General features: G+C 44.7%; 13 protein-coding genes. 4 read left to right on the top strand and 9 right to left on the bottom strand.

Translation table 11 applies throughout. The features are described from left to right. Nucleotides 1–56: 56 nt before the first annotated feature. The 3 genes from D9742_RS11280 to D9742_RS11290 are packed head-to-tail and all read left to right on the top strand — an operon-like array spanning nt 57 to nt 2,856. Nucleotides 57–419, top strand: a complete 363-nt coding sequence (locus tag D9742_RS11280) for a GtrA family protein (RefSeq protein ID WP_130236963.1) — start codon at nt 57–59, stop codon at nt 417–419. After that, nucleotides 416–1,336 (top strand): glycosyltransferase family 2 protein, encoded by a 921-nt coding sequence (locus tag D9742_RS11285; RefSeq protein ID WP_130236964.1) that lies wholly within the window; start codon nt 416–418, stop codon nt 1,334–1,336. Before D9742_RS11280 ends, D9742_RS11285 begins: the two co-directional genes overlap by 4 nt. Then, on the top strand, nt 1,336–2,856 hold the full coding sequence (locus tag D9742_RS11290; RefSeq protein ID WP_130236965.1) for a hypothetical protein: 1,521 nt from the start codon (nt 1,336–1,338) through the stop codon (nt 2,854–2,856). The genes D9742_RS11285 and D9742_RS11290 overlap by 1 nt, the downstream gene beginning before the upstream one ends. 37 nt (nt 2,857–2,893) lie before the next feature. Here the strand turns inward: D9742_RS11290 and D9742_RS11295 are convergent, their stop codons facing one another. Then, nucleotides 2,894–5,017: a phage tailspike protein gene (locus D9742_RS11295; protein WP_130236966.1), complete on the bottom strand. Its 2,124-nt coding sequence runs from the start codon at nt 5,015–5,017 to the stop codon at nt 2,894–2,896. Nucleotides 5,018–5,138: 121 nt separating this feature from the next. Here D9742_RS11295 and D9742_RS11300 point away from each other — a divergent pair, with 121 nt between their 5' ends. Next, nucleotides 5,139–5,399, top strand: coding sequence for an Arc family DNA-binding protein (locus D9742_RS11300; protein ID WP_130236967.1), 261 nt, complete (start codon nt 5,139–5,141; stop codon nt 5,397–5,399). An 89-nt stretch (nt 5,400–5,488) separates the two neighbouring features. Here the strand turns inward: D9742_RS11300 and D9742_RS11305 are convergent, their stop codons facing one another. The 8 genes from D9742_RS11305 to D9742_RS11340 are packed head-to-tail and all read right to left on the bottom strand — an operon-like array spanning nt 5,489 to nt 12,759. Further along, complete coding sequence (locus D9742_RS11305) at nt 5,489–7,486, bottom strand: lytic transglycosylase domain-containing protein (RefSeq protein WP_130236968.1); 1,998 nt, start codon at nt 7,484–7,486, stop codon at nt 5,489–5,491. Further along, nucleotides 7,486–8,880, bottom strand: a complete 1,395-nt coding sequence (locus tag D9742_RS11310; protein WP_130236969.1) for a phage DNA ejection protein — start codon at nt 8,878–8,880, stop codon at nt 7,486–7,488. Before D9742_RS11310 ends, D9742_RS11305 begins: the two co-directional genes overlap by 1 nt. Nucleotides 8,881–8,892: 12 nt before the next feature. Beyond that, a complete protein-coding gene (locus D9742_RS11315) occupies nt 8,893–9,546 on the bottom strand; it encodes a DNA transfer protein (RefSeq protein WP_130236970.1) in 654 nt (217 codons plus the stop codon). After that, nucleotides 9,524–10,000, bottom strand: a complete 477-nt coding sequence (locus D9742_RS11320; RefSeq protein ID WP_130236971.1) for a DUF2824 family protein — start codon at nt 9,998–10,000, stop codon at nt 9,524–9,526. Before D9742_RS11320 ends, D9742_RS11315 begins: the two co-directional genes overlap by 23 nt. Beyond that, entirely contained in the window at nt 10,000–10,701 is a 702-nt protein-coding gene (locus tag D9742_RS11325) for a phage tail protein (RefSeq protein ID WP_130236972.1), read from the bottom strand. Before D9742_RS11325 ends, D9742_RS11320 begins: the two co-directional genes overlap by 1 nt. After that, on the bottom strand, nt 10,701–12,119 hold the full coding sequence (locus D9742_RS11330; RefSeq protein WP_130236973.1) for a packaged DNA stabilization protein gp10: 1,419 nt from the start codon (nt 12,117–12,119) through the stop codon (nt 10,701–10,703). The genes D9742_RS11325 and D9742_RS11330 overlap by 1 nt, the downstream gene beginning before the upstream one ends. 9 nt (nt 12,120–12,128) lie before the next feature. Further along, the gene (locus D9742_RS11335; RefSeq protein WP_001140510.1) at nt 12,129–12,590 is read right to left on the bottom strand and encodes a packaged DNA stabilization gp4 family protein; all 462 of its coding nucleotides are present in this window, start codon (nt 12,588–12,590) and stop codon (nt 12,129–12,131) included. Further along, nucleotides 12,571–12,759 (bottom strand): hypothetical protein, encoded by a 189-nt coding sequence (locus D9742_RS11340; protein ID WP_001389518.1) that lies wholly within the window; start codon nt 12,757–12,759, stop codon nt 12,571–12,573. The genes D9742_RS11335 and D9742_RS11340 overlap by 20 nt, the downstream gene beginning before the upstream one ends. Between the last annotated feature and the right edge of the window lie 11 nt (nt 12,760–12,770).

Below are 12,770 nucleotides of genomic sequence, written 5' to 3' on the forward strand. Positions count from 1 at the left end.
TCCTTTAGGAATTGGATGGTACACTTTGGACTTTTCTCAATTCACTGAATATAAAGATGTTTAAGCTTTTCGCGAAATACACATCGATAGGTGTACTTAACACCATCATACACTGGGTTGTGTTTGCGGCGTGTATCTACGGTGCCGAGACAAGTCAGGCACTGGCAAACTTCGCAGGGTTCGTTTTGGCCGTGAGTTTCAGTTTCTTTGCAAACGCCAGATTCACGTTCAAAGCCTCTACGACAACGACACGCTACGTGCTTTATGTTGCATTCATGGGAGCATTGAGTGCAATTGTTGGCTGGGCTGCTGACAAATGTGCCCTTCCTCCTCTCGTCACTCTTATTACCTTCTCCGCTATCAGTCTGGTAAGCGGATTCATCTATTCCAAGTTCATTGTCTTTAGAGTTGCGAAATGAAGATATCTCTGGTCGTTCCTGTTTTCAATGAAGAAGACGCAATACCTATTTTCTATAAAACAGTTCGTGAATTCGACGCATTGAAGAAATATGACATCGAAATCGTATTCATCAATGATGGAAGCAAAGATGCTACGGAATCTATTATCAATGCATTGGCCACATCTGATCCGTTGGTAATGGCACTATCATTCACTCGAAACTTTGGTAAAGAGCCTGCTCTGTTTGCAGGATTGGACCATGCAACAGGTGAAGCCGTTATCCCTATTGATGTAGACCTGCAGGACCCTATTGAGGTTATCCCTCATCTTATTGAGAAATGGCAGGCCGGTGCAGATATGGTGCTAGCGAAGCGTACAGATCGGTCAACAGATGGTCGATTAAAACGTAAGACTGCCGAGTGGTTTTATAAACTGCACAACAAAATCAGCACCCCTAAGATAGAAGAAAATGTTGGTGACTTTCGCCTGATGTCCCGTGAAGTAGTAGATAACATCAAGTTGCTTCAAGAAAGAAATCTTTTTATGAAGGGGGTACTTAGTTGGGTTGGTGGAAGAACCGATGTCGTCGAATACACTCGCGCTGAACGTATAGCGGGTAACTCAAAGTTTAATGGATGGAAACTATGGAATCTTGCACTCGAGGGGATTACAAGTTTTTCTACATTCCCTTTGCGAGTATGGACATACATTGGCCTATTAGTTGCAGGAGTTGCTTTTATTTATGGGGCATTAATGATTCTTGACAAACTAATCTACGGAAACAATGTTCCAGGTTATCCTTCTCTACTTGTATCAATACTCTTCCTTGGGGGGGTTCAACTTATTGGAATCGGAGTGCTAGGGGAATATATAGGAAGGATTTATTTAGAGTCCAAAAAAAGACCTCGTTACATTATAAAAAAAGGTAATAACTAATGTTTTCAAAAGAAACGATAAATAAATTATTTTATTTTACATGCATAATTTCATGCTTGGTAACCATATTCCTTACATCTAGATTTAGCTATACATGGATCACAGATCCTGATTCAGCAAATAGCCCTATAATGTGGAAAGAGTTTTTGGCACATGGGTTTAATGCTTTCAATAACTGGAAGCCAACATTTGATAACTGGTATTTTACCGTATACCCTATAAATTTTCTTTTATTTTTCATTTTTAATGAAAATGGCTTTGTGCCTTTAATGCTTTCCAGTGCGATTTTCATAATTGCAATTTGCCTATGTTCATCAAAGATCGCAGATATCTTATCTGGTAAAACTGCTGCTTTTGCAGCATTAATATCAATAACACTAATATCTCCAGATCTATATAGCAATTATTATTCGCATCCTTTTTCTCATAATTCAACAAATGCATTCGGATTTGTTGTATTAGCAATATACATAATAACTCTCTCAAGCAAGAAAATCATTCCTGCCGCTTCCATTTTTATACTCTTAGTACTTTCTGGAGCTTCTGACCCTTGGATATTACCATCTTTTACACTACCTATATTGATATCTGAGGCTTACAATTCATTCATCAATAGAAAAAGTTACAAATACTTTATCTTTCTATTGCTTGCATTTTTAACATCTTATTTGAATCTAGTTCAACACCTTTTTGATCTACCGACTGGCGAGTTCAAAATAACAACATTTGAACAGATGATATCTAATGCACAGTATGCAATAGTATTAACAGCAAAAATGATGCCATTGTGGGTAAACCCATCAGCATCTATGTCATATTTTATTGTTTTCATATGGGTAGCCGTGTTCATAGCTGCTGCTTTAGTTTGTTTTAATAGAGGTAAAGAATTACGTATCTTTTCTATTTGCTGCGTCCTTTCAGTTCTTGGAATTTACTCTTCATCTATAATTGGAGATCAATTTCCGCATCAACGTTTTTATGTAAATGTTGCTCCCGTTGTTTTCTTGTTAACCTCTGTAGCCATAAGATTTTATAAAGCTTTCTTAATACCACTTTTCATAACTATTTGTGTTTCTGTTTATGGGTATTGTAACTCACCATTAAAATACGAAGAAAATAAAAACCCAGTTTATGAATACATGACTTTCCTTTCCAACAATAATCTAAGTTATGGTTATGGTAGTTTTTGGTATTCTATGAATATGACAGTGAATTGGTTATCAAAAGACCAAATACATATAACTCCTGTTTTCTTTAACCCTGAAACTGGTGTTGTGTATTTTCAACCTGCAAGAATACAAACACTGTCTTCATGGCATACAAAGGAATTCATAAGCGGCAAACCAAACAGACAGTTTATTGCCATAACTCAGGGGCAAACAGGTGGTGATACATGTCCAAACGTTCAAATATGTATTGATGGTGCTCAGAAGCAATTAGGAAAAGCCGATGAAATCCTATCATATAAGAACACAACATTCTTGGTGTACAACAAACCAATTGAAACAGATATAAAGTAATTTAATGTAAGAGAGGGATATTTCCCTCTCTTTTTTATTAATAATTTCCCTCAGAAAGGAAGCTGTAAACCCCGGGACCACCTGCAATATTACATGTCCATGCCTTTGGTTGTCCTGAAGCAGGTGCGCTATTGATAACACGTTCGCCTATATCCCAGAAACCGGATGTAGGTACTGACGAAAGATAAAATGTTGTTTTTTCAACTTGCAACGCATTTGATGGCATTCCATATACACACAGAGAAGGTGAGTTTATGAGTACATTTCCTGAACCATAATTTCTTATGCCAACATTTATAGCTGTAGCCGTTGCGTCTATATACACACCACAACTAACATAGCGCCATTTCCCATTACCAGCTAAAGGTGCTGTAGAGTCTGTTTGTCCTGCACCATTAACTATAAACATAAGTTTTGACGCTGCTCCCTGGTCATTTACCCACGCACCAAACCATACAAATTTTCCTTTTAGTTCTGGTGATTTGTTGAGGTCTATCGTTCGTCCCCAAACTCTATCTCCTGACGTAACTAAGAATGAATAATTACCAGCATAGATGTTTTGAGTTTTTATCAATGTTCCTGTCGTTCCAGATGCCGCGTTCCAGAGCAACATATTTCGATCAAGGTAGTTAGCAGTTAACTCTCTGTTCGCAATATCTATTAAATGAGCGGTATCAGGGTTTTGTGTCGCTGGATCATAACTTCCAACATACCCTATCGAATTGACCGTATTGTTAGCCAGATACAACCTATCTGTAACTTTAGACGAAAGATTATTACGGTACATAACCAATAAATTGTTTACTTTAGATGCATCCAATAATTGGTTATTTTCGATTGTCAGGTTTTTAGCATAGTTTGTGAATATAAAACCATCCTGATTAGGGAGGGAGTTGGCGTAACCGATTGCAGTTTGCTGGTTTCCGCGAATCGAAACTGTATCATTAATCTTTGTTACGTCAGGTATTAATGTAAACTCATTAGCAATGAGATGGATATCGGCTTTAATGTTTATAAACTCCGGAGTACCATATGGATATCCACTTTCGCCGTTACGCTCCCAATAGTTATCATCCAGATTAAGTCCCTTAACCCCGAATGACATAACCCCGTATAACTTATTTTGCTCAATATCATTTCCGTTTACACGGACGCTCATACCGCCCTCAGCATACGCCGGAGTAAGCAAGATGCCTCCAGCACCATTACCATAAATACGGTTATTGATGATATTAAGATTATTACATACCCCACCAATGTTAAGCGCATTTCCTGTGTTTGTTAGCAAACGGCAGCCAATTATATCTATTGAGTAACCATTAATTAAGATAGCGTTACTTGTAGTGCCGGTTACATCTACATTTTCAATTTTGATATGGTTGGCGTTAGGAAAATTTATCCCATTAGCTGAGTAATTATTACCATCTAAGCCAAAGTCTCTAAGCTCACAGAAAGTAATTGGGTCGCTTTGCTGGGTTATGATTGGTTCGTTTGTTCCAGTAGAGAAGATTCTGGACTGATATGCGCCAGCACCTCGTATCATTGTGACAATATTTTTAATCGTTATACCAGGGTCAATAATGAACGTCCCCTCAGGGATAACAATCTCCGTTGGCAACGTAGCATCATCAATGGCTTTCTGGAATGCAGCCTTGTTTTGTGCTCCGCTGTTATCAGCCTTAAATCCATAATCCGATAATGTTCGCACATCAACAGTCAATTTATTGGCTAAAGGGAGTGATGTTGACCCGGTGAATTGTGGATTGTGCATAACTAATGAATCACCAAGAGAGTGATTATCGCTGAGCAATTGACCTTTAAATTGGTCCGGGTCGTATTTAAGTACATTCGGAAAATAAAACTGTTGTACCCCATACGCATCGTACACAGCCATAGAATGGCCTTGCACAGTTACGAACTTCGCAATTTGTCCGTTGTATACCGGATATCCAGCGGTATTTATCACGATAGGCTGCGCAACAGGAACGTAAGATCCGTCTTCATTCTCAATATAAACCTGAATCTGGTTTTCAGGATTTACTGGGTCTTCATCTATTTTACCAATAAAGATTTTGCCATTTGATACAGTTTTAAAAGAACGAGCCATAGTGAACAATTGGCTAGGCATGCTTACCACAACATTTGCGGCGATATCTGACATTTTGTAACTCCAGAGGAAGGATATGATTCAATTTTGATATTATTGAATACCTAAATGGTACTATTGAGTATTTATCCAGTAGGTTACGATGCCGTTCCACCCAACTGGTGAGGCATCATAGATGTACAGCAAATACGACGAAGCGCAGTTTCACTTGAGACTTACGCATGAACTCCACACCAAAATTAAGCAGCGTGCGAAAATGAATAACAGGTCACTGAACTCAGAGATAATTGCAGCGATTGAAGAATCTCTGGCTAAACAAAGCACTGCATCTTTTTACAATGACGATGCTGAGCGTATGGCAGACCAACAATCCGATATGGTCAAGAAAATTGTCTTTGATACGCTCAGAGATTTATATAAAAAAGACTGCAACTAACCATCCGTTATGGAGGATTTATGCAAAGAGATATGATGAACATTGCATTCTACATATTCGGTTTTTACGCATTCCTGGCTATTGTTAATCTATTCTGACAGCGCATTAGACTTCGCGCCCTGCGTCAGTGTGTTAATCGCTTTTTGCGCTTGCTGCATGGTTTTCTCAAACGCTGTTGAGCCGCGTGGAGTATTTGCCATTCGGAGCATTGCATTTCTGAATGGCTCACTCTCATAGGCGCGAGCAAGAAGGCCGTAGCTTACTGCAGCGCCAGTTGTCGCAGGGTTCATTGCTGTCCCATATCCGATAATGAACGGAATGGTTTGCTGACCTGTAGGAGTTGTTACTGCTGCTTTTGCTGCCTGCTGAGTGGACTGAAGGTAGTTTTTCAATCCTTTCAGATAAGCGGCTTCCTGACCTTTAAATGTGATGCCAGTCTGGTTTTGCAGGATGTTAAGCTGCCGAAGGAACTGGTCAGGGGATCCGCCTGATTTCTCCATCGCTTTTCCAATGATACCATTGCGCATTTGCGCCCTACCAACACGACCAACTGAGTTATACAGCATCTTAATTTCCGATTTGTTCTTGCTGAATAGCATGTTGTTCACAACTTCCGGCGTCAGATCGCCTTTCATGAGAATATTCTTCAGCCTGGTATTCTTTAGTTTCGCCGCTTCGTCAGCGTAGACGGCATTGGCCTGCTGATATTTACGTAGAGTATCGTTGCCAAGATTCTGACCAATGGCACCATTGATATCGTCGGTCATCGCCTTGTAAACGCGCTGAATGGCTGCATCGGAACGGTTTGGTAACACTGGTCGCTCCCCCTTCACGTCCATTCTGAACTGGCTGCGAAGATCGCTTAATTGCTTCAAATCAAGATTAACCGGACCATCAGGACCAGAATTGCGAACAAGCTCATCACGATATGACTGAAGTTTTGAAATCGTCTCGTTATCAGCGACTTTACCTAGCTTTTGCAGGTTAGATATCTCAGTATCAATCTGTTGAATTGCTCGCGCAGGTTGAATGTTGACCCCAGCCATTGCATTTTGAACCTGCTCCAGTCGGTTTCCTGCGGCACGACGAATTCCCGATGTTTTCGCTTTAAGGCTGTCAATAACAACTGCTGGATCATACTCACCAAATTTATCAGCAAATCTCTGCACCAACTGGCTTCTCGCTTCCTGTTGCGTTGCTCTCATTCCGCTTGTGCCAGCCAGGGGGATATTTTCTGCTGTCGTCTGCGCCATTTTTCCGACGCGTGAAGTAGGTTGTAACAGGTCGGTGGTGTGCAGAGGAACTCCTTCACGCTCTGCAAATCTGATAGCCTGCTGCGCTTCTGGTGCAATAGCACCACGAACGCCACGATAAGCAGCACCTAAACCACGTCCGGCAGCGTTAATAGTGCCGCCAGCCAGAACACCAACGCCTAAATCGGTGGCGAGTGCTTCCGCATCATCTTTCGCGCTATTTGCAGCAAGTGATCCGACTGCGTTTTCTGCGAGAAGTCGTGTTGCCCCCTGAGCAATTCGACCAGCAAGTGTTGGTGCCTGTGCCGCAGCCCTCTCAACGCCAGCAGGAGTTAGGTAAGGCAATGCCTCCGCAAATACCCTACCCTCTGTCGTTTGTGGAGTCAGCGAGCCTTGCTGAAGGCCAAAGTCCTGCTCTAACCCCTGAGTTGTTACTCGTGACGCTGGTTGATATGTCCCATCGCCAATGCCGAGTTTACCGCCAGCCCATGCCGCCGCGCTTGTTACAGCATCGGCAACTGATGCAGGTATGTTTGCCACGTTCACGCCAGCCTGCACCAATCCGCGACCAGTCTCTTTTACTGCTTCTCCAAGATCAGACATAAATCCACTTTGCTGTGGTTGTTGCTGTGCTACTGGTTGCTGTGTCTCCACTGGCTGCACAGATGGCAATGGATAGGCAGCATAGAAAGCTTGCTTAGCCTGCTCTGCATTTTCTCCGGCTTGCGGGGCCACGACTTCATTGAAGTATTGCTCCTGAGCCTGCGCTTTTTGTTCTGGTGCTAACGCCTGATACTGTGGAGAGGCGATAACATCTTTCCATGCTTTAGCCATTAATCACCCCATAGTGAAGAAAAGTTACTGCTGGCTGCAGGCTGTGATACCTGTGCAGGTTGAGATTGCTGCCGCTGAGATTTACCAACATTAACGTTATATTGTTGGTTGTAATTGTTGGTGTATTCCTGAATCTCACGAATCGACTGCTGCATTGCCTCCGGGCTTGAATAGTCAACCTGCGGCATCCCCTGAAAATACATCTTCGCTTCTGCAACGGTGTTAATACCACTGGCACCCATGTCCCTTGCTGCCGCCACGCCCTGATTCTGCATTCTGCCCTGAATACGTTGTGCTGAGTTATATAACTGGCGCTGCTCTTTTCCTGTTAATCGGCTGCGAACATCAGCACCAATTGCTGGATTACCTGCACCGCCAGTCATTCCTGTCATGAAATCGAGAGCAGAAGCGTCTGCATTTGCGATCGCGTCGATATCCTTCTTCATGGCATAGTTTTGTGCTGATGCAGACGATGTTGCAGGCGCAGCGATTGAACTGGCAGGAACTCGAACCATATTCCCCTCATTGTCGATGCCTTCATAGAACGCATTAGCCCCAGCGCCGTGAAGCTTCCCGTCCACAGTTACAGTTCTGCCATCTGCTAACTGAACTGTACGCTCATCATTACCAGCGGCCCCTCTTGTTGACGCTCGCTGCATTGCCAAATCCTGACCGCGTCGCGCAGTAGAAGCAGATAAATCCTGACCGCGCATCGTGATGTTCTGACCACGAGCAGTTAGTGCTTCGCCAGCCTGATTGCTACGGATTGTCTCTGCAAGTTTTCCACGGTCAATCTCACGACCAACGATTCTGTCTTGTGCCTGAAAATATTGTTCTGGACCAAGTGCAGCCATTCCAAGGTGATCAACAAACTCTGTGAAACCTTGTGGATTTTGCTGATACATTTTCGCCACATCCAGAGGGTCTACTCCGGCGCGAGAAAGCTCAGATGCGTTGTTCTGCAGCCATGACATCATGGCTTCTGGAGATGAACCTGCGAGTCTGGCACTTGCTGCCAGTGTACCGACAGTAGAACGCTGGTCTTCATCGACAAATTTCATGCCGTTTCTTACAGCGTCGAACTGCTCAGGATACTGTGATGCCAGTTTTCGCATGGCATCGCGGTCACCAGATGTATATGCATCAGCATAAGCCTGCTGAAACTCTTGCTGTCGCTTCTGCAGATCCATCTGCTTATACATATCCATGACAGATGAAATACCCTGCAAAGCCTGCAAGCCAACGTTATTACGTCCTGTACGCTCCATCTCATTATTCTGTCGAATGTATGCAAGCGTGGCGTCTGCATCACTTGCTCTTGGAGAGTTGGAGTTCATGCCGCCCAACCCGGCAAGAAGCGCGCCTGAATTACCAGCCTGTTGCCATGTAGCCAAGAGATACCTCCATTAAAACAGTGAACCAAGAAGACCTACGCCAGCACCAATTGCTGTCCCCCAACCAGGCATGATTGCAGTACCTGCAGCTGCACCTGCCGCCGCTCCACCAAGGGCGCTCTGAAATCCTGATGGTTTATTCGCATTAGCCGCAGATGCTGCCGCCTGCTGTTGATACAATTGACTAACGTTGTTGGCGTAGTTCTGTCCGGCGTTTGCCTGACCTGTAAGAGCACCAAGGCCAATGTTTGCCAGATTGTTGTAGTTGTTCATCTGACCTGACAGCCAGTTTTGACCGAGTGTAGGTGCGATTGCTGCCAACTGGTTTCCGGTTGCCGTAGAGCCTAATCCACCCGTTGCCTCTGCTGCTGCCAGGCTCTGGTAACGCGCCTGACCTGCCAGGTCTTTGTACTGCTGTGAGTTGTAATACTGGTTAAGTGCCTGCCCTTGCCCCTGAAGTGAGGAAAGATTCTGCAATTGTGATACATACTGCTGAGCGAGTGGCGTGAACGGTGCAAGGTTTTGCATGTTCGTTTGCCACATTTCGCGCTGTAGATCGATACCTTTTTCCGTTGCGCGTGCACTCGCTTTTGCTCCGCTATCACTGCCACCTTTGCAGTAAACAGCTTTATTGAGGTGCTTATTAGCAATCTGGAAAATTAACATTCGTTAGCTCCTCGTATTTTGAGCGCGGTAACTGATAAATAGTGATGCCTACAGGCTTTCCATTGCTGGTATAAGCATCATCAAGGTGACCAACACGGGTAGCGCCAAGCAAACGGATAATTGCCCGTCCGTATTTTGTGGTATCAGGAACCATGGTGATGCTGTTGAGGAATGGTGAGTTTTCGAGAAGCCATTTGCAGAATAATCGGTGCCCTTGCAGTGCATATTCTCCACGGAATCCGGGGTCGTACACCGCATGGCATTCCACAACGCTATGCCAGAAGTTACGCACTTCATGAACGCCAGCCAGCACTAATCCTTCGTAGATACCGAGATATACCGCATCAGGCTTGATGTAGTATTTATCTCCACTGTCTACGATATTTCCCGTGTTTTCTGGATTGTTGAGGAATTCTGCAAGCTTCACCGGATTATCGATGAGCTTTATTTCCATTAGTTTATTAAACCATGTGTTCGCAGTGCGTTTTCAAGGGCAAGTATTCGTTGTCTAGCCTGAATCAAACCAGTGGCTATATCATCTACTTCTGCCCGAACGTAGGTTGTTGAAAGAGGATACGGTTGATTTGCAGTAAACGCGCTTGTTAGCGGGGTTCCTGTGCCGGCAGTCCAACCGTTTTGTCTTGCACCGACCACCTTTACCCCTCCAACTGAGTATGATGTTGTCACATTGAGAGGCGATGATAGTGATTGTTGACTTACTTCAGCCTTGGAAACGTAGTCCAAACTGAGATTACCAACATCGTTTTCAACAGATGTCACTCTTCCATCAAGAGATGATATTTCAGATTGAATGTTGAGAACTTCACCTTCAACTGTGGTTATTCTCACACCTAAATCAGCAATTGCCGCTGTATTTCCGGTAATTCTTACTTCATGACCATCAACTTCAATGCGCAGTTGTTTAATTCGTAGTTCATGGTCTGCAAGTTCATCGTCCTGCTGTTCGTTCCTGACCTGCGCTTCATAAGCTCCCTGACCTGCTTCGTTAGCTTTGTTTGCTACGTTACCAACGTCTGTACCCTGTGCGATAACATACAGCAGGTATGACTGAGAGAAGATGTCGCGCGGAAGAATTGACGTGTCGAGTCGTGTGGCCTGTACAATAACAGGTGTGTTGAGATTTGAATCAGCCATTACTCAATCCTTATCTGGCAGCCTGACAGAGTGACAGGTGACTTAGTGATAACGCGCAATTTGAAGCCGACATTTTTCCTGATGCGCCCAACTCGCTTCCACAAAACGCGCTTGTCGTAAACGAACGGTTCATTCTGCTCAATCATCTGCTCACGCCCGTAATTTATGCCGTCAGTGGTAGCAGAGAGGAACAGGCGGTCAGCGTACTGCGCAACGCCAGTTGACGATTCAACTTCAAGGTCGAAAACTCTGGCGTTATCCGCTTTGAACAACGGAGTAAACAGCAGGTGTTCCTGTTGCTTGTCGTACTGGCTGCTGATATCGAATTGCAGTTTCCCGGTAACAGATTCCAGCTTATCGCCGCACGTTATCTGATTGCCTTCGTAAATGAAGTCAATGGCGCGGTACACATCGCCATACAGGCCTGTTTTCAGTACACACCATTGTGGGCCATTGGCGCTTGAAGATGCGTCGTACACGAGGACGTGACGCGGAAGGTGGATAATCAGCAACTCATGAGCATCAAATCGCAGAGACTCCATCACGCCATCAGCCAGTTCATCAGCAGTGTAGGAGCGGAGAATTTTCTCAATGCTCGCGCTGGCGATTGGTGACACCTGACCGGATCCGATGATGTACACAGACGGCGCACCTGTTGCAGGATTGCTGATGAACGCATAAGAATCAGCAAACGGCGTTTTGCAGTAGGTTCCGGCTATTCCTTTTTGCACCATCAGCGATGGCTGTGCGACATACAAAGCGGCACCAACAGTGGTTGCGCCAGTCAGGGAGAAATATTCAATCGTCGATGAACCAAAACAGACGATGAAATCTCGCCATGTACCTATGCCGATGATGCCGTCCGGCTGAGACTCGGCGCGATATTGTGCGCTGTAACGGTCAGGATGCGATTCGTCTTCAAGGTCAGTGATAAACCATGAATCAGTGCCGTCTTTTGACCACGCATAACGCCCACGTAAGCGCGTAATATCGCGGACTGATCCCAACTCATACTGCGTGAATCCGCTGTCTGTAGGCCAGTTTGAGACGGTTTTAACCGTGCCATCATAGCGATACTCGACCAGTTGACCATTAACGCCTACCGCCTGTGATGTCCGACCATGCGCCATTGATACACGACCACTTCCGGCAACATCACCGACTTCGCTTTCGCCCTTATACAGCTTGCCCCCGCACACGCGATAAACAGCACTCTGCGCCATGTTGTACTCGACGCCGCGAGATACGCCGTTCACATCAGAGCGTTTGGCAATGCCCGGGAATGAGCGAAGATATCCGCTGCTGTTGAGGATTTCTTTGGGTGTAGCCAGCATATTCACTGGCAGATAGTCGATATAGTCGGCGTTTCTAAAGTCTTTGCCGACACCTTTCATAAGCGGAAGTTGCTGAATCGGCATTTATTCACCTCACGTACTCGGATCATCTTTCTCGATGTAAAACCGATTCCACGTAAACGCGCTTTTGTTACCACTACCGCGAGGCATGTCATTTCGCCGCTCAAGTGGTGGTATTTTGGTTAAAGCGATACAGATTGTCTGATATGCACTGTCAGCAGCGGTAAGGAGAGCGTCTGACGGCTGAATGACGTTATCCATGCACACCTGCACAGCGAGTTTCAAAGCGACGCCATCATTTGCCCATGCAGGGATACCTGAATCATCGTCAGGTAACGGCATGATGCCGTTTTCTGTATCAGCAAACTGATACCCAAGCTCGATACCTTTAGCCTGCCATGCTGCCATCATGTCTTCGAGGTCATTAATGGCATCTTCAATTGCCTGAGGGTCAGCATCTGTCAACGTGGCATTGGAATACAGCCCGGCTTTTCGTAAAGCCTTTAGAACGAGATCACCCTTCGTTTTCGCCATCTTCTTCCGCCTTAGCCACTTTTTGCTTCGTTGCGGTTTCTTCAGGAGTTTTTACCCAGCCTTTTTTCAGGTGAGATTTAACTTCTTCGTCATCAACAATGATGTAATCGACAGCAAACTGACCACAGGTGATCATGTTGCCCGGCTTATAGAGCATTGTTCGTGCCATTGTCTTCTCCC

The organism is Escherichia sp. E1V33 (genome assembly GCF_004211955.1).
Classification (GTDB): domain Bacteria; phylum Pseudomonadota; class Gammaproteobacteria; order Enterobacterales; family Enterobacteriaceae; genus Escherichia.